The sequence below is a fragment of the Streptomyces kronopolitis genome, from assembly GCF_014646275.1.
GTDB lineage: Bacteria > Actinomycetota > Actinomycetes > Streptomycetales > Streptomycetaceae > Streptomyces > Streptomyces kronopolitis.
Genome location: NZ_BMND01000006.1, coordinates 1 through 22,082, shown reverse-complemented (window position 1 = coordinate 22,082; position 22,082 = coordinate 1). Strand labels below are relative to the sequence as shown.

The 22,082-nt window shown below is 70.7% G+C and carries 23 protein-coding genes; 10 read left to right on the top strand and 13 right to left on the bottom strand.

The window, feature by feature from the left end; translation table 11 throughout:
• Window positions 1–23: 23 nt before the first annotated feature.
• Entirely contained in the window at window positions 24–485 is a 462-nt protein-coding gene (locus tag IEY78_RS34265) for a hypothetical protein (protein ID WP_229699810.1), read from the bottom strand.
• Window positions 486–1,062: 577 nt separating this feature from the next.
• Window positions 1,063–2,775 carry a beta-N-acetylhexosaminidase gene (locus tag IEY78_RS09395; protein WP_189097174.1) on the bottom strand — a complete coding sequence of 571 codons (1,713 nt, stop codon included), beginning with the start codon at window positions 2,773–2,775 and terminating at the stop codon, window positions 1,063–1,065.
• Between the two features lie 465 nt (window positions 2,776–3,240).
• On the opposite strand from IEY78_RS09395, the gene IEY78_RS09390 reads away from it, so the two are divergent.
• From IEY78_RS09390 to IEY78_RS09370, 5 genes are all read left to right on the top strand, one after another.
• On the top strand, window positions 3,241–3,741 hold the full coding sequence (locus tag IEY78_RS09390; protein WP_189097366.1) for a 2-oxo-4-hydroxy-4-carboxy-5-ureidoimidazoline decarboxylase: 501 nt from the start codon (window positions 3,241–3,243) through the stop codon (window positions 3,739–3,741).
• 208 nt (window positions 3,742–3,949) lie between these two features.
• Window positions 3,950–4,330, top strand: a complete 381-nt coding sequence (gene sdhC, locus IEY78_RS09385; RefSeq protein WP_030066793.1) for a succinate dehydrogenase, cytochrome b556 subunit — start codon at window positions 3,950–3,952, stop codon at window positions 4,328–4,330.
• A gap of 6 nt (window positions 4,331–4,336) precedes the next feature.
• On the top strand, window positions 4,337–4,825 hold the full coding sequence (locus IEY78_RS09380) for a succinate dehydrogenase hydrophobic membrane anchor subunit (RefSeq protein WP_189097173.1): 489 nt from the start codon (window positions 4,337–4,339) through the stop codon (window positions 4,823–4,825).
• A 20-nt stretch (window positions 4,826–4,845) separates the two neighbouring features.
• A complete protein-coding gene (sdhA, locus tag IEY78_RS09375) occupies window positions 4,846–6,600 on the top strand; it encodes a succinate dehydrogenase flavoprotein subunit (protein WP_189097172.1) in 1,755 nt (584 codons plus the stop codon).
• On the top strand, window positions 6,600–7,373 hold the full coding sequence (locus IEY78_RS09370) for a succinate dehydrogenase iron-sulfur subunit (protein WP_189097171.1): 774 nt from the start codon (window positions 6,600–6,602) through the stop codon (window positions 7,371–7,373). The genes sdhA and IEY78_RS09370 overlap by 1 nt, the downstream gene beginning before the upstream one ends.
• Here the strand turns inward: IEY78_RS09370 and IEY78_RS09365 are convergent.
• Window positions 7,357–8,187 (bottom strand): DUF5937 family protein, encoded by an 831-nt coding sequence (locus tag IEY78_RS09365; RefSeq protein WP_229699809.1) that lies wholly within the window; start codon window positions 8,185–8,187, stop codon window positions 7,357–7,359. The genes IEY78_RS09370 and IEY78_RS09365 overlap by 17 nt on opposite strands.
• 269 nt (window positions 8,188–8,456) lie before the next feature.
• On the opposite strand from IEY78_RS09365, the gene IEY78_RS09360 reads away from it, so the two are divergent.
• Genes IEY78_RS09360 through IEY78_RS09350 form a run of 3 tightly spaced genes read left to right on the top strand, consistent with a single transcriptional unit; the run spans window position 8,457 to window position 10,174 of the window.
• On the top strand, window positions 8,457–8,870 hold the full coding sequence (locus IEY78_RS09360; RefSeq protein ID WP_189097170.1) for a hypothetical protein: 414 nt from the start codon (window positions 8,457–8,459) through the stop codon (window positions 8,868–8,870).
• Between the two features lie 5 nt (window positions 8,871–8,875).
• Window positions 8,876–9,331, top strand: coding sequence for a thiol-disulfide oxidoreductase DCC family protein (locus tag IEY78_RS09355; RefSeq protein WP_189097169.1), 456 nt, complete (start codon window positions 8,876–8,878; stop codon window positions 9,329–9,331).
• Between the two features lie 9 nt (window positions 9,332–9,340).
• Complete coding sequence (locus IEY78_RS09350; protein ID WP_189097168.1) at window positions 9,341–10,174, top strand: TetR/AcrR family transcriptional regulator; 834 nt, start codon at window positions 9,341–9,343, stop codon at window positions 10,172–10,174.
• 77 nt (window positions 10,175–10,251) lie between these two features.
• Here IEY78_RS09350 and IEY78_RS09345 read toward each other — a convergent pair whose 3' ends face one another.
• The 7 genes from IEY78_RS09345 to IEY78_RS09315 form a co-directional block, all read right to left on the bottom strand.
• Window positions 10,252–10,764, bottom strand: a complete 513-nt coding sequence (locus tag IEY78_RS09345) for an FBP domain-containing protein (RefSeq protein ID WP_189097167.1) — start codon at window positions 10,762–10,764, stop codon at window positions 10,252–10,254.
• 94 nt (window positions 10,765–10,858) lie between these two features.
• Window positions 10,859–11,458 (bottom strand): hypothetical protein, encoded by a 600-nt coding sequence (locus IEY78_RS09340; RefSeq protein ID WP_189097166.1) that lies wholly within the window; start codon window positions 11,456–11,458, stop codon window positions 10,859–10,861.
• A 133-nt stretch (window positions 11,459–11,591) separates the two neighbouring features.
• A complete protein-coding gene (locus IEY78_RS09335) occupies window positions 11,592–12,776 on the bottom strand; it encodes a S8 family peptidase (protein WP_189097165.1) in 1,185 nt (394 codons plus the stop codon).
• Between the two features lie 115 nt (window positions 12,777–12,891).
• Window positions 12,892–14,325 (bottom strand): hypothetical protein, encoded by a 1,434-nt coding sequence (locus IEY78_RS09330; RefSeq protein WP_189097164.1) that lies wholly within the window; start codon window positions 14,323–14,325, stop codon window positions 12,892–12,894.
• A gap of 69 nt (window positions 14,326–14,394) precedes the next feature.
• Window positions 14,395–14,706, bottom strand: a complete 312-nt coding sequence (locus IEY78_RS09325; protein ID WP_189097163.1) for a hypothetical protein — start codon at window positions 14,704–14,706, stop codon at window positions 14,395–14,397.
• Window positions 14,707–14,955: 249 nt separating this feature from the next.
• On the bottom strand, window positions 14,956–16,278 hold the full coding sequence (locus IEY78_RS09320; protein WP_189097162.1) for a metallophosphoesterase: 1,323 nt from the start codon (window positions 16,276–16,278) through the stop codon (window positions 14,956–14,958).
• Window positions 16,279–16,299: 21 nt separating this feature from the next.
• The gene (locus tag IEY78_RS09315; RefSeq protein WP_189097161.1) at window positions 16,300–16,590 is read right to left on the bottom strand and encodes an SCO4848 family membrane protein; all 291 of its coding nucleotides are present in this window, start codon (window positions 16,588–16,590) and stop codon (window positions 16,300–16,302) included.
• Window positions 16,591–16,696: 106 nt separating this feature from the next.
• Here IEY78_RS09315 and IEY78_RS09310 point away from each other — a divergent pair, with 106 nt between their 5' ends.
• Window positions 16,697–18,019: a D-alanyl-D-alanine carboxypeptidase family protein gene (locus tag IEY78_RS09310; RefSeq protein WP_373294101.1), complete on the top strand. Its 1,323-nt coding sequence runs from the start codon at window positions 16,697–16,699 to the stop codon at window positions 18,017–18,019.
• Between the two features lie 37 nt (window positions 18,020–18,056).
• On the opposite strand, the gene IEY78_RS09305 is transcribed toward IEY78_RS09310, so the two are convergent.
• Window positions 18,057–19,016, bottom strand: coding sequence for a YihY/virulence factor BrkB family protein (locus IEY78_RS09305; protein WP_189097159.1), 960 nt, complete (start codon window positions 19,014–19,016; stop codon window positions 18,057–18,059).
• Window positions 19,017–19,383: 367 nt separating this feature from the next.
• Here IEY78_RS09305 and dprE2 point away from each other — a divergent pair, with 367 nt between their 5' ends.
• Window positions 19,384–20,139 (top strand): decaprenylphospho-beta-D-erythro-pentofuranosid-2-ulose 2-reductase, encoded by a 756-nt coding sequence (gene dprE2 / locus IEY78_RS09300; RefSeq protein WP_189097158.1) that lies wholly within the window; start codon window positions 19,384–19,386, stop codon window positions 20,137–20,139.
• A gap of 9 nt (window positions 20,140–20,148) precedes the next feature.
• Here the strand turns inward: dprE2 and IEY78_RS09295 are convergent, their stop codons facing one another.
• Both IEY78_RS09295 and trpS read right to left on the bottom strand, forming a co-directional pair.
• Entirely contained in the window at window positions 20,149–20,733 is a 585-nt protein-coding gene (locus IEY78_RS09295; RefSeq protein ID WP_189097157.1) for a 2'-5' RNA ligase family protein, read from the bottom strand.
• 185 nt (window positions 20,734–20,918) lie between these two features.
• On the bottom strand, window positions 20,919–21,929 hold the full coding sequence (gene trpS, locus IEY78_RS09290; protein ID WP_189097156.1) for a tryptophan--tRNA ligase: 1,011 nt from the start codon (window positions 21,927–21,929) through the stop codon (window positions 20,919–20,921).
• Between the last annotated feature and the right edge of the window lie 153 nt (window positions 21,930–22,082).

Genomic DNA, 22,082 nt, shown 5'->3' with positions numbered 1-22,082 from the left:
CTCGATAATTTACCGAGCAAATTCTAGCACTTGGCTGCGGCGAATCGAGTGACCCTGTATGCGGTGAGGAGGTCAGTGTTGCCGGCAGGAGTGCCGATGATGGTACGGAATTTCTCATAACTCGGGCACGACCGGGTGTAGGTGGAGTAACCGCCTCGCCCGTTGGGAGCTCCGGACCAGATGGCCGCGCTGATGTACTTGTCCATGGTCGCGTTCCAGCCGTGACCTGCCTTGATGTGCTTCCAGCCCCACGTCTTGGTGCCACAGCGCAGTGTGTAGCGGGCAGGCCCCCGGTAGTAGTTCCGCACGATGTAATTGCGACTGTGGTGCTTGCACGTTGCGTCGATACTGTTGACAGCGACCCCGCTCGCGTGGCTCGAAGGCGTTGCAGCCGTCGCGGAATTCGCCGTCGGAATGACGAGCGCGGACGTGGCAACGGCGCTCGTCACCACGGTTTTCACTATGCGGGACGCGTTGATCCGCATGAGCTCCCCCTAAACTTCCCCGTGATCCTCGATGTTGGCTTTCCCGTGCCCACTCCGAGGTTGTGATGGACACTCCATCACGCCGCTCCGTCCACGTACAACAGGTTTTCGACTTTCGAGCCCCGCGGGTCGACGATCGATGAGGAGTTCGCTGCCGGGAAAATGGAGGGTCATCGCTGATGGCGGCAGGACATCAGTCCCTGCCACGGGGTCCGGACCTGTTCCAGCCTCGTGACCTTGTCTGGGCGTTGACGGCGCTTATCACTGCCTCGTCCCGCATGCCGTACTCCTCGGCCTCCTTCCGGGCTGTCGCACCAGCGAGATATCCGCTTCCGGCGCGACAGCCCGCAAGAACCAGAGCCGATGGTTAGCGCGTGGCCAATGCGCGACCAACAGCGGCCAGGGGCCGTCAGAAGCACCTGGTGGAAGAACGCCCCAGGCAGAAAGCGAGAACCTGCATCCGGACGACCAAATTCCAGTTCAAAGGCTTTACGGCTCCGGACGGCCGGGGTGGCGGCCCCGGCCGTCCTCGTTCGTGGCGTGCGCGCTCAGTGCGGGCGCGGTTCTCTCACCTGATTCACACCCGGTTGGCCAGTGCCTGGAACTGCGTCCAGGACAGTGCGGGCGTGCGCGGGTCCCAGGTCTTCTGGGCCAGTGCGGCCAGCGGCAGCCGGATGCCGCCGGCCACCTGCTGCGGCGTCTGCGCCTGGGACAGGTCGCACCAGATCGCGAAGCGCGCCCCGGGGATCCGGTCCGGGCCGGTCATGCTCGCGGGCACCGCCACCGGCTGGGTGCCGCGGATGACCATCGGGGTCCAGCTCTGGTAGATCCGCTGGCCGGTCGGGTACGTGAACTGGTTGGGCTCGCCGAGGACGTAGTAGAGGTACTCGTCGTTGAAGTTCATGACGTTGCGGCCCTCGCGCAGGAACGCCGCGGGGTCGCGCTTGCCGGCTTCCTTGCCGGTCCAGTAGTCGACCATCCGGTTCTTGTCGGCGGACGCCGCCGGGCTGGAGAAGAAGCCATCGTTCCAGGCCTCGACGCGGTTCTTGCCCTTGGCCTCGACGGTCTTCTGCCGGTCGTTGAGCCAGCCGGTCGTCAGGTCCTCGACGGTGCCGGCCGAGCCGTACTTCTGCCGGGCGGCCCGGGCCAGCTGCGGATACGAGGTGGACGGGGAGGACGACATCAGCGCCTGGTACTCGTCGCCGCCCAGGTGCCAGTAGGCCGGGGCGCCCTTGGGGTTGGTGAACAGCTCGCTCATCTCCGTCAGCAGCGAGTCGATCAGCGGGGCGGCCTTGGGGTTGGAGATGTCGATGGCGCCGGGGATCACCCGGCCCTGGGCGTTGCGCAGCCGCAGATCGGGATAATGGTCCAGCACCGCGCCCAGGTGGCCGGGCGAGTCCAGCTCCGGGACGACGGAGATGTGCAGGCTGCGGGCCAGCGCGATGATCTGCCGGACCTGGGCCTTGGTCAGGTGGTCGGCGGAGACGATCTGGGGGTGGGTGTCGCTCTGGATGCGGAAGCCCTGGTCGTCGGAGAAGTGCAGCTGGAACTGGTTGAGCTTGAGGTCGGCGATCTCCCGCAGCCGCGCGTCGATCCAGTCCTGGCTGAAGGGCTTGCGGGCGTTGTCCAGCGACATGCCGCGCTGCGGGCGGTCGGGCCGGTCCTCGATGGTGCCCTCGGGGAGTCCGCCGGCGGCGCGTGCGGCCTGCTTGACGGTGCGGGTGCCGTAGAAGATGCCGGCGTCGGTGGGGGCCGTGAGGGTGAGCCGGGTCCCGCTGGCGGTGAGGGTGTAGGCCTCGTCGGCGGTGCCGCGGACGGGCACGTTGTCCGGCTGGCCCGCGGTGTTCTTCCCGCTCAGCTTCACCTCGATGTCACCCGGCCGCACCGTCTGGTCGCCGTAGACGACGGGCAGCCCGCCGAGGTCCTTGGCCATCCGCTGCGCCTCGTCGGCGACATTGCTCTTCTCGCCGGCCGGCACCACGACGCGGGCCCCGTCGGACGGGCGCCAGCCGCGTCCGTCGGCCCGGCGGAAGCTGCGGACGGCGGGGATGACCTGCGGGGTTCCGGTGACCGGCGCCCAGGTGGGGGTGGCCGCTGCGGAGGGGTTCATCTTGGCGCTGGTGCTGCCGGGCGGCTCGGTGTCGCCGCCGCCGGAGCAGCCGGCGATCAGCAGCGCGGCGGCGAGCGCGGCGGCCGGCAGGGCGGACCGGGCGGGGCCGCTCCGGGCCGTCCGGGGGCGGCGGGAGGCCGAGGGCCGCGGGGTGCGCGGCGGCCACATCGGGTTCGGCATCGTGCAATCCTCACTTTTCGGGGCGAAGGCATTGCCAGGTGTGCGGAGCCGGTCGTCCACCGAACGCGCGAAAGCTCTCTCATCCGGGTGAAATTCGCGCATCCGTCGGACAGTGGTCGACAAGCGTCGTTAGCGTGGCGACTCCAGTGGTCACCCCCTTCACAGGGCTCTCCAGGAACCGCCGGATACCGCCGGGGTGCCGTGTCCCACGCACCACCGTCACACCCTCCGCCGCTTCGTCCGCGTCCCGACTTCGGTCCGCTTCCCCCAGCTTCCGTCAGCAGCCCGCCCCGCACCCGCCGAAACCCTCCATTCGCACCCGTCCGCATCCGTTCGAGTCGCATCCGTCCGCATCCGTTCGAGGAGCCCACGCTGTCCGGTGACACCCCGGCCGCCCGGCCGCCGACGCTGCCCCCGCCGCACACCCCCTGGGGCGGCATATCGTCGTGGATCCGCGGCACCGCGCTGCCGCGCCCCCGCCCCGAGGCGCTCGGACTCGCCCGGTTCAACGCCCTGCCCCTGGACGACAACCTCGCCCTGCTCCTGCGCTGCTGCGGCAGCCGCCGTTGGGCCGAGCGGGTCGCCGCGCACCGCCCGTACCCGGATGTGGAGTCCCTGCTCGCCGCCTCGGACGAGGCCTGCTACGACCTGAACGGGGCCGAGCTGGGCGAGGCGCTCGCCGAGGAGTCGCTCTCCCCGCAGCCCCTCGTCGGCGCCCGCGGCCCCGGCACGCTCGCCGCCCACACCGCGCTGCGCGCCGCGCACGCCGAATACGAGCGGCGCTTTCGCCATGTCTTCGTCATCTGCCTGGACGGCTACCGCGACGAGGAGCTGCTCGACCAGGTGCTGTCCGCCCTCCGCACCCGGCTGGGCAACGAGGAGGACGAGGAGCGGGCGGTCACCGCGGACGAGCTGCGCCGGCTGGCCCGCGGCCGGCTGTGGCGGCTGCTGGGGACCGTGACGTAGCGGGTCGTCGACTCTGTCCGGGAATGTCCCGGTTCTCGCCTGCGTGGTAGCCCGTTGGGTGCCTGTTTGATCACACCTAAGGACCCCCGCGCGAGGAACCGACAGCTCGTCGATACGATGACGAGCGGCCGGAGGACCGTACCCGGCCGGGCCCGACCGACAGAGAAGCCGGCTGGCGCCCCAATCCCCGCTCCCGGAGGGTTTTTCCGTGCCGGCTGGAACGCTGTACCGCGGCCGGGAAGGCATGTGGTCCTGGGTGGCTCATCGAGTCACCGGCGTCCTCATCTTCTTCTTCCTGTTCGTCCACGTCCTCGACACCGCTCTCGTACGCGTCTCCCCCGAGGCCTACGACAACGTCGTTGCGACATACAAGACGCCGATCGTCAACGTGATGGAGTACGGCCTGGTGGCCGCCATCCTCTTCCACGCACTCAACGGCCTGCGGGTCATCGCGGTGGACTTCTGGTCGAAGGGCCCGAAGTACCAGAAGCAGATGCTGTGGACCGTTGTCGGTGTCTGGGTCGTGCTGATGGCCGGTGCCTTCTACCCCGTGCTGCAGCACACCCTGCGCACGCTGTTCGGGAGCTGACGCGAGATGTCTGCTGAAACCACCTCCGCTGAGGCCACCGCAGCGGGCGCGTCCGACGGCGTCACGCTCTACGACGTGGACAACCCCGCCCCGGTCATCGAGGCGCCGCGCAAGCGCACCAAGAAGACCGGGAGCGCTTCGCGCGGCAACTTCGAGATGCAGGCCTGGCTGTTCATGCGGCTGTCCGGCATCGTGCTGGTCGTCCTGGTCCTGGGCCACCTGCTGATCCAGCTGGTGCTCGACGGCGGCGTCTCCAAGATCGGCTTCGCGTTCGTCGCCGGCCGCTGGGCCTCGCCGTTCTGGCAGGTCTGGGACCTGCTGATGCTGTGGCTGGCCATGCTGCACGGCGCCAACGGCCTGCGTACGGTCATCAACGACTACGCGCAGCGGGACAACACCCGCTTCTGGCTGAAGATGCTGCTGTACACCGCGACGGTGTTCACCGTCCTTCTGGGCACGCTGGTGATCTTCACCTTCGACCCGAACATCTCCTGAAGCCGGGGCTGACTGGAACCATGAAGATCCACAAGTACGACACCGTCATCGTCGGCGCCGGCGGCGCGGGCATGCGTGCGGCCATCGAGTCGACCAAGCGCAGCCGCACCGCGGTCCTGACGAAGCTCTACCCGACCCGCTCCCACACCGGCGCCGCCCAGGGCGGTATGGCCGCCGCCCTCGCGAACGTCGAGGAGGACAACTGGGAGTGGCACACCTTCGACACGATCAAGGGCGGCGACTACCTGGTCGACCAGGACGCCGCCGAGATCCTGGCGAAGGAGGCCATCGACTCGGTCCTCGACCTGGAGAAGATGGGCCTGCCGTTCAACCGCACGCCGGACGGCACGATCGACCAGCGCCGCTTCGGCGGTCACTCCCGCAACCACGGTGAGGCCCCGGTCCGCCGGTCCTGCTACGCCTCGGACCGCACCGGCCACATGATCCTCCAGACGCTGTACCAGAACTGCGTCAAGGAGGGCGTGGAGTTCTTCAACGAGTTCTACGTGCTCGACCTGCTGCTCCAGGACGTCGACGGCGTCAAGAAGTCCGCGGGCGTCGTCGCGTACGAGCTGGCCACCGGCGAGATCCACGTCTTCCAGGCGAAGTCGATCATCTTCGCTTCCGGCGGCACCGGCAAGTTCTTCAAGGTGACCTCCAACGCGCACACCCTGACCGGTGACGGCCAGGCCGCCGCCTACCGCCGCGGGCTGCCGCTGGAGGACATGGAGTTCTTCCAGTTCCACCCGACGGGCATCTGGCGCATGGGCATCCTGCTGACGGAGGGCGCCCGTGGTGAGGGCGGCATCCTCCGCAACAAGGACGGCGAGCGCTTCATGGAGAAGTACGCGCCCGTCATGAAGGACCTCGCCTCGCGTGACGTCGTCTCGCGCTCCATCTACACGGAGATCCGCGAGGGCCGCGGCTGCGGTCCCGACGGCGACCACGTCTACCTGGACCTGACCCACCTGCCGCCCGAGCAGCTGGACGCCAAGCTCCCGGACATCACCGAGTTCGCGCGGACCTACCTCGGCATCGAGCCCTACACGGACCCGATCCCGATCCAGCCGACCGCGCACTACGCCATGGGCGGCATCCCCACCAACGTCGAGGGTGAGGTCCTGGCGGACAACACCACCGTCGTGCCGGGCCTGTACGCGGCCGGCGAGGTGGCCTGTGTCTCCGTGCACGGCGCCAACCGCCTGGGCACCAACTCGCTGCTGGACATCAACGTCTTCGGGCGCCGGGCCGGCATCGCGGCGGCGGAGTACTCGGCCACCGCCGAGTTCGTCGAGCTGCCCGAGAACCCGGCGCAGCAGGTCATCGACCAGGTCGAGCGGCTGCGCAACTCCTCGGGCAGCGAGCGGGTCACCGAGATCCGCAAGGAGCTCCAGGAGTGCATGGACGCCAACGTGATGGTGTTCCGCACCGAGCAGACGATCAAGACCGCGGTCGAGAAGATCGGCGAGCTGCGCGAGCGCTACCTGAACGTGTCCGTCCAGGACAAGGGCAAGCGGTTCAACACCGACCTGCTGGAGGCCATCGAGCTGGGCAACCTCCTCGACCTGGCCGAGGTCATGGCGGTGTCCGCGCTGGCCCGCAAGGAGTCCCGCGGCGGTCACTACCGCGAGGACTTCCCCAACCGCGACGACGTCAACTTCATGCGGCACACCATGGCGTACCGCGAGGTGGGCGCAGACGGCGCAGAGTCGATCCGCCTCGACTACAAGCCGGTCGTGCAGACCCGCTACCAGCCGATGGAGCGTAAGTACTGATGAGCACCCCGACTCTCGACAAGCACTCCGCCGCGCTGGACGCGGCCGAGGACGGTGCCGCGCATCTGGTCACGGTCACCTTCCGGATCCGCCGGTTCAACCCGGAGGTCTCGGAGGACGCCAGCTGGGAGGACTTCCAGCTGGAGATCGACCCGAAGGAGCGCGTCCTGGACGCCCTCCACAAGATCAAGTGGGAGCAGGACGGGACGCTGACCTTCCGGCGTTCCTGCGCCCACGGCATCTGCGGCTCGGACGCCATGCGCATCAACGGCCGCAACCGCCTCGCCTGCAAGACGCTGATCAAGGACATCAACCCGGAGAAGCCGATCACGGTCGAGGCCATCAAGGGCCTCACCGTGATGAAGGACCTTGTCGTCGACATGGAGCCCTTCTTCCAGGCCTACCGCGATGTGATGCCCTTCCTCATCACGACCGGCAACGAGCCGACCCGTGAGCGCCGGCAGTCCGCCGAGGACCGCGAGCGCTTCGACGACACGACGAAGTGCATCCTGTGCGCCGCCTGCACCAGCTCCTGCCCGGTGTTCTGGAACGACGGCCAGTACTTCGGCCCGGCGGCGATCGTCAACGCGCACCGCTTCATCTTCGACTCGCGCGACGAGGGCGGCGAGCAGCGCCTGGAGATCCTCAACGACAAGGACGGCGTCTGGCGCTGCCGGACGACCTTCAACTGCACGGACGCCTGCCCGCGCGGTATCGAGGTCACCAAGGCCATCCAGGAAGTCAAGCGCGCGCTGATCACCCGCCGCTTCTGACGCCGGCGGCGCTCCGGGCCCCGCCCCGGCCGCCGAACAGCGCCGGTACCTCCCGAAGGGCCTCGCCTCCGTACCACCGGGGGCGGGGCCCTTCGGCCTGCCCGTCCGGCTCCGGCTCCCGCGCCGGGTACACGAGCACCGGCGGCAGCGCGTCGTCCACCAGCGTCAGCGGGTGGCCGCACGAGAAGTACGAGGGGACGAGGACCAGGCCCCGCCCCTGGAGACGCAGCTCCCGCTCCACCGGGTAGTCGACCTCCAGCACCGGAGCGCGCCACCGCATCAGCGGGCCGAACGTCTCCAGCATCGCCTCCGCCCCGGACCCGGCCAGGGCGTGCCGGCGCATCTCCCGGTCCCCGCCGACGCGTTGGGCGATCCGCGACCAGGCCGGCGCCAGGGCGAGATGGTGGTAGGTCCGCAGGCCGCGCGCGAGCCGGCGCAGCGCGGCCGGCTCCCCCTCGCCGATGCCGCGGGCCCATCCCGGCAGCGCCCGGTGCCCCGACAGCCGCGTCAGCTCGGTCCGCAGCCGCTGCCGCGGGGTGCTCATCACGGCCTCCAGCCCGGGCTCGACGCCGTAGCGGGACGCGGACGGGGTGAGGAAGTCGGGGAAGTAGCCGTAGGGCGGGACGAGTGCGAACAGCGTCCGCAGCGGCCCCGGCCCGTGCCGCACGGCGTGCCGTCGCCAGGCCGCCAGCGCCGGTTCGGGCCGCCGCAGCCGCAGGCTGTGCAGGCTCAGCACGGTCTCCCACAGCGGGTCGGCCCCGTGGGCCAGGCTCGTACGCGCCAGATCCTGCGCCGTGAAATGCACCCTGAGCACATGTCCCCCTGCTTCTGCCCCGCGTCCCGGACGGCGCCACCACTCCCCGGACGACACCGGGACGAGGATCTGCCGACCGGCCGGGCCCCCGCAACCGGAACCAGCGGGTAGCTTCCGGGCCGCCGAGCCAACTCGGCGCCCTCGCCACGGAGTCGGCCCCGGGACAGCTGTGACCCACGCCCGCCTCGCCACCGCTTGAACGTGTTCAAAAACAGGTCTACAGTTCCTGCTGAACCTACTTTTTGAACACGTTCAAAGGGGGATGGGGCATGGACCTCACCGTCACCGCGTACGTCACGTACCTGGTCATCAGCGTGGGACTCACCGTCTGGGTCGCCCGCACTCTGAGCCGCAACGGACGGGTCTTCCTGGCCGATGTGCTGAAGGGCAACGAACAGCTCGCCGAGGCCGTCAACCACCTGCTGGTGGTGGGCTTCTACCTGGTCAACCTCGGGTTCGTGGCGCTGTATCTGAAGGCCGCGGACGCCGTCGCCGACACCCGCCGGCTCGTCGAGGCGCTGTCGTACAAGCTCGGCGTCGTCCTGCTGGTGCTCGGGGTGCTGCACCTCGCCAACGTCTTCGTGCTGAACAAGATCCGCCGGCGCGGGGCCATGGAGCGCGAGCAGGTGCCGCCGATCGCGCCGCAGGGCTGGACCGAGACCTCGCCCGCGACGGGGGTGTGAGCGAGGTGGCCGGACACCTGGCGGACCGGGGCGGCGCCACCGTCCCGGTCCGCCGGCTGACCGTGCTCTACGACCCCGACTGCCCGCTGTGCACCCGGGTCCACGACTGGCTGGTCCGGCAGCGGCAGCTGATCCCCCTGGAGATGCTGCCGGTGGGCACCGCCGGGACCCGCGCCCGCTTCCCCGCCCTCGACCACGAGGCCACCCTGCGGGAGATCACCGTGATCGGGGACGGCGGGCAGGTCTACGCCGGACACGCGGCCTGGGTGGTGTGCCTGTGGGCGCTGGCCGAATACCGGCCCATGGCCCACCGGTTCACCGGCCCGGCGGGCGCCCCGCTGGCCCGCGCGGCCGTCCTGGCCGCCGCGCGCTACCGGGCCAGGACCCGGGACCCGTACGAGGACCCCGACGACCCCGAGAACCCCGAGGGCCTCGGCGGGTGCACGACGGGCTCCGGCTAGGGTCGTGGCGTGGACGAAGCGACAACGGACGCGACAGGCGCGGAGGGCGCGGCCGAGGGGGCCGGCCCGCCGCGCCGCCCGGCGTCGGGCACCAAGAGCGAGCGGACCCGGACGGCGATCCTGGAGACGGCCCTGCGCCTCTTCCAGGACCGCGGCTACGACAAGACGACCATGCGGGCCATCGCCCAGGAGGCCGGGGTCTCCGTCGGCAACGCCTACTACTACTTCGCGTCCAAGGAGCACCTCGTCCAGGGCTTCTACGACCGCATCGGCGAGCAGCACGCCGAGGCCGTCCGCGAAGTGCTGGCCCAGGAGACGGACCTGGCCCGGCGGATCAGCGGCGTCCTGCTCGCCTGGCTGGACGTGGCCGAGCCGTACCACCGGTTCGCGACCCAGTTCTTCAAGAACGCGGCGGACCCCGAGAGTCCGCTCAGCCCGTTCTCCGCGCAGTCCCGGGTGCCGCGGGAGGCCGCCATCGACCTCCACCGGCAGATCCTGGCGGGCGCGGATGGCAAGTACGCCCCGGAACTCGCCGATCAGCTGCCGCAGTTGCTCTGGATGCAGCAGATGGGCATGGTCCTGTACTGGGTCTACGACCGCTCCCCCGGCTGCACCCGCACCCGCGCCCTGGTCCGCCGCAGCGCCCCCCTCGTCGCCCGCGGCGTGGCCGTCTCCCGCTTCCGCGTCGTACGGCCCTTGGTCCGCGAAATAGCGGAGGTATTGGGGGATTTCCTGCTGCCGGCGGGGGCGGCGGATGAGGGCGGGCCCGAGAAGGGCGGTCGGGGGGATGGCGGGGCGATGCGTGGCGGGGCGGAGGGGGGCGGAGGGGGCGGTCGCGGCTGAAGTGGGCCCGGGGGGCGGCTCCTGGGTGCCGCCTCCTAGGGGCTGGCTCTTGGGGGCTGGCCCCGGCCTACTCGCCCTTACTTCTCTCCCTCGCCCTCCAGCACCTTGTCCAAGAAGGCGTCCAGGTTGCGCACCGTGCGGGCGATCCGCTCCTCCAGCGGCAGGGTCTCCTCGTGCCGGCCGGCGAGCTGGGACCGCTTGCGCCCCCGGACGTAGAGCGAACAGGCGAGGTCGGCGCACAGATACGTGCCGACGGTGTTTCCCTGCCGCCCCAATACACCGGCCCGGCGCGCGGCCAGCAGGCTGACGCCTGATCCCGGGTGCCCGGTCACACAGACCGAACACACCGTCGTCTTGGTGAAGCTCCGCCGCACCCCCTGCGGCACCCGCAACGTCACCCCGACGAGCCCGTCCCCCCGCGGCGCGACCAGATAACTCCGGTCCGGCGCCCCCGGATCACGCCACCCCAGAAAGTCCAGATCCCCCCACGGCAACCCGGCCAGCCCCGGCGGCAGATGCATCCTGCTCGCCTCCCCCTTCGAACAATTGACGAAGGAGGCACGTATTGCTTTTTCACCTACGGGGTCCATGACCGGGGAACTTAGCGGGGCGGCGGGGGTGGCGTCGCGTGATTTTCTCCGGATCACCCACGGCACTCAGAGCACTCAGGCACCCGGCGAGCGCTCAGGCACCCGGCCGCATCATCACCGCGCGCTTCGTCCTGTGCGTGAGCTTCGCCTGTTGTGCCTGCGCGAGGCGCTCGGCGCCGGCCTCCTCCCGCTTCCGCGCGGTCTTGTCCCAGTCCGCCGGCTTCAGGAAGAACATCCCCTTGCCTCCCCGCACCACCATGACCCCGCCGAACGGCAGATCACCGGCGAGCCACACACCCTCCTCGGCACCCTCCGGCCAGCGCCGTCGCCCGGCCGCGTTGACCGCCAGCATCAGCGGCGCCCCGTGCTGCCCGCGCGTCGTCACACGGACCTCGAAGACATTTCCGTACTGGGTCCACCGCTCACGCTTCTTGAGCACCCGAGGGTGGAACTCCAGCGGATAGGTGCGGAGTACGCGCGCGCACTGGGAGACGCGGATTCCGTAGATGAGGCGGTGAACCGTGAGGACAAGCACCCCCACCCCTGCGACGGTGAACACCATCACGAAAGGTGAGTCCAGCTCCAGCAAGCGATCCGCCGCTACCGGGATTGCCACAAGAACAGTGGCAATGAGCAGACGCTTCGCAATCAGCAGCGCCAGAGAAAGGTAATTGGCTCTCAGTATCTGCGCCACGTCCGGAGCCGCAGGGGGTGGCGGTGTCTGCGGGTCGTCCGCATGGCTAGCGGCCCCCATGCCCCGGCTCTCCCTTGCGCTGTCCACTGATTGGCGATGAGTGCCGTGCGGTGAACCGGCTGCGGCAGCCGTCTCAGCCCCAGTTCTGGGCACCGGCGTTCTTGCGGCGGCGGGAGGCCAGGACGATGGCGGCGACGGCCCCGATGACCACCAGGGCACTGACGCCGATGCCGCCGTAGAGCAAGGCCCGGTTCAGCGTCTCTTTGCCGCCCATCGGCGGGTCGGCGTCCTGCGCGCCGGCGTTCAGCTGCGATGACGCCTTGCCCTTCGGCATCGGCAGCGGGCCCTCCTTGGAGCCTGCGGGGATGGCCTTGCGCAGGGCGGGGCCGGGCTGGATGAAGCCGTAGCCGTAGTGGGAGTCCGGGAGCTTGAGGCCCTGCTTGTCCTTGGGCAGGCCGGCGGTCTTCACCAGACGGTTGGCGATCTGGCCGGGCGTGAGGTCGGGGTACTTCTCCTTGAGGAGGGCGGCCGCGGCGGAGACGTAGGCGGTGGCCTGGGAGCTGCCCTGCGAGTTCCGGTAGCCCGTGTCGCTCTTGCCGTCGGCGACCGGGATCTTCACTCCCGGTGCGAGCAGGTCGGTATCGGAGTTGTAGTTGTTGAAGTCGGCCGACTCGCCGTACTGGTCGACCGCACCGACGCCGATCACTCCGGGGCAGCCCACCGGATACTGCTTGTCCGTCGCGGCGTCGTTGCCCACCGAGGCCACGACCACTACGCCCTTCGAGAGGGCGTAGTTGATGGAGTCGCACTGGTCGCCGCCCTCCATCCCGCCGTAGGACATGCTCAGGACGTCGGCACCGTGGTCCACCGCCCAGCGGGTGGCCTGACCGCTCTTGCCGTACACCGGGACCGGAAGGATCTTGGCACCGGGCGCCAGGCCCTTGACGCCTTCGGAGCCGCCCGGACCGTGCCCGTGGGCGGCGACGATCGACGCCATGGCGGTGCCGTGCTCGCGAACGTCCGTCTCCCCCTCCTGGAGGTTCTTCGCGGCCTCAGCCTCTGCTGCCTTGCCGAAGGCCGGTCCGGGAAGGAACTGCCCCTTCATGTCCTGATGGGTCTCGCGGAAACCACTGTCGAGGACCGCCACCGTCACGCCCTTGCCGGTGGCTTCCTTCCAGAGCTGCTGGGCCCCGAACGCCTCCAGCGGCCACAGATCCTTGCGCGTCTGATCTGCGGAGGCGGTACCGCTCGCGGTGATGAGCAGCGCGCCCGTCAGCGCAGCACCCACCGTCGCACGCAGTGTTCGGGTGACCCTCATGCTTGCTCCTTCTCGCTGTGCTGTCCGGGCGGCAGTGTTCCATTCAGAGGAGTGGCCCCGCACCCTCGGGGGCGGGGCCACTCCTTACCAGCAGCCGTATGACGCCGGCGGTGTCCTACTCGATGACGCGGGGCGCCACATTGCGCTGCGGCGTCCACGTCTCTTCGTCCTCGACGAGGTAGTCGGGGCGCTGCCCGGTGGTGCGCTCCTTGCCCTTCTTGTCCTTGCCCTTGGCACCGGCGGCGCCCATGCCCGCCTGGTTGCCGCCGCGGCTGCGGTGCAGACCCGAGCCGCCCTGCTTGGCGCCGCCCGCCGGGCCGCCCGGCTTGCCGACCAGGCCGCCGCGGGTGCGCGCCTGCGGACCGCCGCGCCCGGCCGCACCGGCCTTGCCGCCCTTGGCGCCGCCCGAGCCACCCGCGCCCGGCATGCCGCCACGCGTACCACCGGCAGCGGACGCGCCACGCCCGCCACCGGAGCCCACGGCACCCCCAGGCACGCCGAAGGGGCCCGGCGACATCACGCCGCCCGGGCCGCCGGACACGCCGTGCCCGCCACCGGACGGGCCGCCGGACGAGCCGCCGAAGTGTCCTCCGGAGACCGACGGCGGGGCCGTGGTGCCGCCCTGCACGCTGTCGAGCCCGGTGTGGACCGGGAGTTCCGGACGACTGATCCTGGGACCGTCGAATCCGGGCGGAACCGCGCCGCCGCCCGCTCCATGGGGCTTGTGCGGCGTGACCGACGACGGGTCCGGGTGGTGCCTGTCGTCCGTGTCGGGCATCCGCACCGGAGGCGCGTGCGGGCTGTTCGAGGGCTCCTTCGGCCAGTCGCCGTGCAGACCGTCATCGGCGTCCTCGTCCCAGCCCGTTGACTGGTGCGTGTAGTGACTCGCCAGCTCGTCCATCACCACGACCGCCTCGACCTGGCGCTCCTTGCTCAGGGACAGCTTGTCCCGGTTGAGCTCAAGTGCCTGGCGGGCGTCCATCTTCGGGTTCGCCATGTCCCGGTGGAACTGGGTGTCGTCGCCGCTGTCGTCCTTGAAGCTCTCCCAGTTGCTGGGATTGTGGATCTTCGACATGGCGGTCATGGCCTGACGAAGGTTGTGGGCGAGGCCGATCTGCGGGCCCGACTCACGTGAGCCGATCAACGACGTTTCGGTCTTCCGGGCGTGCCGGTACGTCCTGTCGATCTTGCCGAGCATCTTGAGGGCTTCCTTGCGGAACGCGTCGGCGGCCGCGCCCTCCCAGTGCGCCGTCGCATGATCGACGGCGTCCATGAACTTCTTGCGGATGCCGCCGTGCCCGTCCTGCCCACCGAGCAGATCGGCGGACGTACGCCAGTGATCGCCGGCGGTCTCGATGGTGTCCGGCTTGGCGTTCTCGATCATCTTCCGGAGCGCGTCGATGCCGTGATGATGGAAGTCCGAAGGGGAGTGCGGGGTCAAGCGCTCGTTCTGGAACGACTTCAGCTTGTTGTCCCGCTCATGCGCCTTGCGCTGCTCCTCCTCCTTCTGCTGCCTCTCGCTCGCCTGGGCGCTCTCGCGCTCCCCCATGGCGCTAACCACAACGGCCCCCCTTCATCGTCATCCCGCTCACCCTCATGCCTGCGCCGCCGTACAAGATCAGCCGTTCATCGAGACCTTGGTCTGGTGATCCTGGTCCTCGTAGGCGCCGCGGCTCGCCTCTGTTTTCTCGCCGAACTTGTGGGTGAGGTCCTGCAGCCCCTTGACGACGTCCTTCAGATACGCCTGCATGCGGTCATGAGCACGGGAAACCTCGTCCGCCTCGCCGAAGTTGACCCCGAAGGCCGACTTCGGGATGTTCGTGCCGTACTCGACCTTCTGGCCGGTCTCATCCATGTCGTGCTGCAGACGGCGAAGCTGGCGCACGACGCCGTCCAGCTCGTCCAGGTCAACCTTGAAGTGCTTGCCCATGACCACTCTCCCCGTTACCCGCAACCCCGGTCGGCCCCCGCCGTTCCACTCGCCCCGCCGCCCCGTCCGGCGCCGCCACGGCGAGGGTCGACGGGCAGCGTAAAGTCAATAAAGGTTAAGGAGTTGGCGGCCTGATTGGCAAGATCGAAAGTCATGATCTGTCCGATTTAGCGTAGGATGGCGCCCCACTTTGTAGACCGGTTGTTACCTGTCCAGTGCAACCGAACCGTTCTCTGATCAGTATGGCGATCACGCGTGCAGTGAGGCGAGTTCGACGAGTGTGATGTCCGGTGGGGCGCCGAGGCGGACCGGTGGGCCCCAGGCGCCGGCGCCTCGGGTGACGTAGAGCTGGGTGTCGCCGTAGCGCTGGAGGCCGGCGACGGTGGGGTTGGTGGCGGCGGCGAGGTAGGTGAGGGGCCACATCTGGCCGCCGTGGGTGTGGCCGGAGAGCTGGAGGTCCACGCCGAAGTGGACGGTGTCGTGGATGGTGACCGGTTGATGGGCCATCAGGACGACCGGGCGGGAGGTGTCCCGTCCGCTGAGGGCGCGGTCGTAGTCCGGGCCCGCCTGTTCGGTCTGGCCGGTGATGTCGTTGACGCCGGCGAGGTCGAACCCGGAGAGTTCGGTGCGGGCGTTCTCCAGCGGGTGGATGCCCAGTTCGCGTACGTGGTCGACCCATTGGTCGGCGCCCGCGTAGTACTCGTGGTTGCCGGTGACGAAGTACGCGCCGTGCCGGGAGTGCAGGGCGCGCAGCGGTTCGGCGGCGGGGCCGAGGTCGGCGACGGTGCCGTCGACGAGGTCGCCGACGATGGCCACCAGGTCGGGGTTGGTGCTGTTGACGGCGTCGACGACGCGGCGGGTGTGGGCGCGGCCGAGGATCGGGCCGAGGTGGATGTCGCTGACGACGGCGATGCGGTAGCCGTGGGCGGCGCGCGGCAGTTTGGCCAGCGGGATCGTCACGCGTTTCACGACCGGGCCGCGCAGGGTCGTCGCGGTGCCGTAGCCGACGGCGGCCGTGGCGGCCAGGGAGGCGCCGGCGGCGACCGCCCGGGCGAGGAAGAGCCGGCGCGGCGGGGTCGGAACCGGCGGCAGGGCGGGCGTGCCGGGCGGGAGGAGGGTGGGAGAAGTGGAGGGGGTGCCCTGTGCGGCTGCGGTGGCGGGTGGTGACGGGGTGCTCTGCGCAGAAGCGGTGGTGGGTGGTGAGGGGGTGTCCTGCGCGGCTGCGGAGGTGGCCCCAGGGGCCGGAACCGTGCGTTCGTGGCGGCGGAGGGACCACAGGCCCAGGGCGCGGACGGCCTCGCCGGCCAGCAGGGCGAGTGTGAGATAGAGCACCATGGCCAGCCACAGGTAGCCGGGCCAGGCCAGGGCCTGCTGGACGGGGAAGGGGGCGCCGGCGCGGCCGGAGAGCAGGGCGGCGAGGGCGATCAGCGGGAGGGCGAAGGCGGCGGCGGTGCCCGCGCGGCGGGGGCGGCCGCCCGGTTTCGTGGTGTCACGGACCAGGCGGCACCACAGGTAGCGGTGCACGCCGAAGAACAGTCCGAGCACCGGGACCACGATCAGCGCGAAGATCACGGCGGCTCCCGTCGCGGTGGCTCAGGAGGTGGAGGGGGAAGGGGGGACGGGCTGGTCAGCGGCGTGGTCGGGGGTCTCGCGGCGCAGCGCGCGGACTCCGCGGAACCCGATCACTCCAATCACCGTCCCCAAGAGAAAGGACACCACCGCGAGCAGCAGATGGACCCAGAAGTAGGCGGTCGGGTCACCCGCGTCGTCGAAGGCGAGACCGCTCCCGTCCTGCCAGAGGTTTTTGACGAAAGTGATCCAGATGAACCAGCTCCACACCCCGAAGGCGAGCAGGAACCAGGACACGGGGCGAGAGAGCTTCATAGATCCCAGTATGGGCAGCGGCTCCATCCGGCGGTCGGCAGGGGCACTCTTCCGTGGGGCGCTGTCCGCGTCGCGGGCAAAGCCGGGTACGTTCACCGACGTGCCGATGACCTTCTCTGCTTCCACGGCTTCCACCGCCCCCACCGCCCTGCCTCCTTCGGCCGCTGCGTCCGGCGGGACGGGGCGCACGGCGCGTCGCGGCTTCCCCCTGCGTACCGCCGCCGCGCTGGCCGTCTCCGGGCTGGTGGCCTCGCCGCTGCTGGCCGGCACCGCGTACGCGGATCCGAAGGTGCCCGCGCCGCCGGCGAAGATGTCGAAGATCGGCGGGGACCGGATGGGGACGGCCGGCGTCCAGGTGGCGCCGAAGCCCGGTGCCCCCGGGCTGCCGGGGCCGGACACCCTGACGGCCCGCTCCTGGATCGTCTCCGACGCGGAGACCGGCAAGGTGCTGGCCGCCAAGAACCCGCACTGGCGGCTCGCGCCGGCCAGCACGCTGAAGATGCTGTTCGCCGACACGGTGCTGCCGAAGTTCCCCAAGGACGAGAAGCACACGGTCAAGCCGGCCGACCTGGCGGGCATGGGCGTCGGCAGCAGCCTGGTGGGGATAAAGGAGAACCTGAGCTACACGGTCCACGACCTGTGGCTGGGCGTCTTCCTGCGGTCCGGCAACGACGCGGTGCACACCCTGTCGGCGATGAACGGCGGGACGAAGACCACCGTCGCGCAGATGCAGCAGCGGGCGAAGGAGCTGAACGCCACCGACACGCACGTGGTGACGCCGGACGGCTATGACGCGCCGGGCCAGGTCTCCAGCGCGTACGACCTGAGCCTGTTCGCCCGGGCGGGTCTGCAGAACGCCGATTTCCGCGAGTACTGCTCGACGGCCAGCGCGCAGTTCCCCGGCGACAAGGGGAAGAACGGCAAGCGGGCCTCGTTCGGCATCCAGAACACCAACCGGCTGCTCAGCGGCGACTTCGACATCAAGCCGTACCCGGGCATCGCGGGGGTGAAGAACGGCTCCACGACCAACGCGGGATCCACCTTCACGGGCGTCGCCCAGCGGGGTGACCGCAAGCTGCTCGTCACGGTCATGCACCCGGAGAAGCGCGAGCACAACGAGGGCTACCGGGAGGCCGCCAAGCTGCTCGACTGGGGCTTCGCGGCGGCCGACAAGGTGGAGCCGGTCGGCCGGCTGGTCGGCCCCCGCAGCGAGGACGACGGCACGGGCGCCGTGGGCCCCAAGGACAAGAAGAAGGGTGCGGACAACAGCACCCAGGCCGCGCTGAACACCTCCGACGGGACGGGCGGCGCCTGGACCGCGGTGGGCATCGCCGGCGGGGCCCTGGCGCTGGTGGGCGCGGTGGCGTTCCTCGTGCACCGCCGCCGTCCGCTGCCGGACGGGACCCGGGGGCGCCGGCCCCGCAGGTGAACGGGCGCCGGGCCGGGTGACGGGATCCCGGGACGGGTCAGGCCGCCCGGGGGCCCTGCTCGTCCTCCGGCTCCGGCCCGTCCGGGCGTTCGCGCCCCGGGGGCCCGTCCGGCCCCTCCGGCACCTTGAGTTCCTCGCCCACCGTGTGCCTCGCCGCCTCGGTGGCCGTCCAGGAGGCGCAGTACACCAGCAGCTTCGCGGTGAAGTTGATCCACAGCAGCAGCGCGATCGGGGTGCCGAAGGCGCCGTACATGCTGCGCGCGGCGACGCCCTGGAGATAGCCGCTGAGCAGCAGCTTGAGCACCTCGAAGCCGATCGCGCCGAGGAGTCCGGCGACGACGACGGAGCGCCTGGGCGGATGGACGCCGGCGAGCCTGGTCAGTATGTAGGCCAGCAGCAGGAAGTCGGCGAGGACGGCGATGACGAAGCCGGCGGCCGAGAGCAGGATGCTGCCGACCCCGCCCTCCGGCAGGCCGATCACCTCGGCCACCTTGCCCACCGCGGCGGTCGCGAAGGTGGAGCAGGCGAGGGAGAGCACGGCCACGCCGCCGACCCCGAGCAGCAGCGCGCCGTCCCGGAGCTTGCCGAGGAAGAAGTTGGTCTGCTCGTCGGGCTTCTCCCAGACGGCGCGCAGGCAGTCGCGCAGCGAGTCGACCCAGCCGATGCCGGTGAGCAGCAGCGCGGCACCGGCGACCAGGCCGATGGTGGTGGCGTTGGCGACGAGTCCGGCGATGTCGAGCCGGTCGGCGAGGCCGGGTAGCTGTGCGGCGAGCCTGCCTTCGAGGGTGTGCAGCTGGCCGTCGCTGAGCAGGGCGGCGCCGATCGCGGCGGCGACGGTGAGCAGCGGGAACAGCGCGACGAAGCTGGTGAAGGTGATCGCGGCGGCGAGCCGGGTCCAGTGCACCCGGAGCATCCGCGTCCAGGCGTGCCAGAGGTGAGTGGTCATCAGGCGGTCGATGACCGGGCCGATCATCGGCAGTGTGCGCAACCAGTCCATGGCGGTCCCCTCGTGCCCCTGCGCCCGCCGGCCCGGGCTGGATCTTCCGGCCGGTGCCCCGGCCGGCCGGAACACCAGGGCCTGTCGTTCGGATCAGGCCGGGCTCGCGGGGTCCGGCCTGATCCGAACGACAGACCCTAGCCTCCGGGTACCCCGGAAGTGCCGTGACGCTACGTCCCGGCGGGCCCCGATCGCGGCACCGCCCGTCCGGCCGGGGCGGGCGGCGGATCGCCGCGAAACCGCAGATACCCGGCACCGGTGTCGCTGCCGTGCTGTCCTGTCCCGCAGCGGATCCCGCCCCCGGACCCGCCCGGCGCCCGCCACCCGGCCGGTACCCCGCCGCCTCGGCCCGTAAAGGAACCCGCCCGTGAAAGACGCCTCCGGCCTTCCGCAGTCCCTGCTCGTCCTCGGCGGCACCTCCGACATCGCCCTGGCCACCGCGGCCCGCTTCGCCGTCCACCGCACCCGCACGGTCTGGCTGGCCGGCCGCCCGACCCCGGCGCTGGAGGAGTCCGCCGACCGGCTGCGCGCGCTGGGCACCCAGGTCCGCACGGTGCCCTTCGACGCGCTGGACACCGGCCGCCACGAGGAGACCCTCGGCAAGATCTTCGCCGAGGGCGATCTCGACATGGTGCTGCTGGCCTTCGGCGTCCGCGGCGATCAGCGGCGCGACGAGCAGACCGCGGCCCAGGCGCTCCGGGTGGCCCAGACCAACTACACCGGCGCCGTCTCCGCCGCGCTGCTCTGCGGCCAGGCGCTGCGCCGGCAGGGCCACGGCTCGCTGGTGGTGCTGTCCGCGGTGGCCGGCGAGCGCGCCCGCCGCTCGGACTACCTCTACGGGTCGAGCAAGGCCGGTCTGGACACCTTCGCCCAGGGGCTGGGGGACGCCCTGCACGGCACCGGGGTCCATGTCATGGTCGTCCGGCCCGGCTTCGTCCGCACCAAGATGACCGCGGGGCTGCCCGCCGCGCCGCTGGCGACCAGCCCGGAGGCGGTCGCCGAGGCGATCGAGAACGGGCTGCGGCGCCGCGCCGAACTGGTGTGGGTGCCGGGCGTGCTGCGCTGGGTGATGGCGGTGGTGCGGCTGCTGCCGCGGGCGGTGTTCCGCCGGCTGACGCGCTGAGCGCGGGCGTCAGCAGGACGGCGCGGGCGGCCGGGAGAGATCGGCGGCCTGGCGCGGCACCCCGGCCGTCTGCGGCGGGAAGGGGAACTCCCGCTCCAGGCGCCACACCGCGTCCGCGCCCTGCTCGTAGAGCGCGAAGCCGCCGATGGTCCAGGTCGCGGAGAAGTCCGCGAGGCCGCTCTGGGCGCGGTCCATGGCCTCGTCGGCGATGCCGTGGGCGATGGTGACGTGCGGGTGGTAGGGGAACTGCAGCTCGCGGGCGCACGGGCCGGAGGCGGCGCGGATGCGGGCCTGCAGCGCGGTGCAGCCCGCCTCGCCCTCGGCGACCTTGACGTAGACGACCGGGGAGAGCGGGCGGAAGGTGCCGGTGCCCTCCAGGCGGAGCGGGAAGGGGCGGAAGCCGGCCGCGACCTCGGCGAGGTGGCGTTCGATGCCGGGCAGCGCCTCGGCGGCGGCCTGGGTCGGCGGGAGGAGGGTGATGTGCGTGGGGATTCCCGGTGCGGCGGAGTCCCCGAAGCCCTCGCGCTGCCTCTGGAGGAAGCTGCCGTAGGGCTCCGGGACCGCGATCGAAACGCCCAGCGTTACGGTCCCCACTGCGTTCTCCCTCCTGGCGGGTGTGCGGCGCGCTCGCGCACCCTCTCAGTGTGCCGGGTGCGCGGCCTTCCCGGGGAGCGTCCCCGGCTCCTGTGACAAGCGGGCTCCGGTGCCCGCGGGGGTGGGTTCACGGGGCTCCGGCCGGCCCGCGCGGCCGGAGCCCGCCCGGCTCGCGGACGGTCGGCTCAGTGCTTGGCCGGCAGCAGTCCGAGCCGGTCATAGGTGGTGGCGAGGGTCTCGGCGGCGACCGAACGGGCCTTCTCCGCACCCTTGGCCAGGATGGCGTCCAGGGTCTCGGGGTCGTCGAGGTATTCCTGCGTGCGGTCGCGGAACGGTGTGACGAAATCGACCATCACCTCGGCCAGATCCGTCTTGAGCGCGCCGTACATCTTGCCCTCGTAGGACCGCTCCAGGTCCGGCACGGAGGTGCCGGTGAGGGTGGAGAGGATCGTCAGGAGGTTGCTGACGCCCGGCTTGGCCTCGCGGTCGAAGCGGATGACCGTGTCGGTGTCGGTCACCGCGCTCTTGACCTTCTTCGCGGTGACCTTGGGGTCGTCGAGGAGGTCGACGATGCCCTTGGGCGAGGAGGCGGACTTGCTCATCTTGATCGACGGGTCCTGAAGATCGAAGATCTTCGCCGTCTCCTTGACGATGTACGGGTTGGGGATCGTGAAGGTGTCGCCGTAGCGGGTGTTGAAGCGGTCCGCGAGGTCGCGGGTCAGCTCCAGGTGCTGGCGCTGGTCCTCGCCGACCGGGACCTGGTCGGCCTGGTAGAGGAGGATGTCGGCGACCATCAGCACGGGGTAGGTGAACAGGCCCACCGTCGTACGGTCCGCGCCCTGCTTGGCGGACTTGTCCTTGAACTGGGTCATCCGCGAGGCCTCACCGAAGCCGGTGACGCAGTTCATGACCCAGCCGAGCTGGGCGTGCTCGGGCACATGGCTCTGGACGAAGAGGGTGCAGCGCTCCGGGTCGAGGCCGGCGGCCAGCAGCTGGGCGGCGGCGACGCGGGTGTTGCGGCGCAGCTCCGCCGGGTCCTGCGGGACGGTGATCGCGTGCAGGTCGACGACCATGTAGAAGGCGTCGTGGGACTCCTGCAGGGCGACCCACTGGCGTACCGCACCGAGGTAGTTACCGAGGTGGAAGGAGCCGGCGGTGGGCTGGATGCCGGAGAGCACACGCGGACGATGCTGCATGGCGGAGTCATTCCCCCTGAGAGCGGTGGTGGGCGGGCGGCCGATCGAGAGCCATGCCATCGATTGTCTCAGGTCCGCGAGGGCGCCGGGGCGCACGGTGGCGCAGGCCGGCGGTGAGGCCGCGGCGCCGCCCGCGAGGGCCGGCCGGCGGCA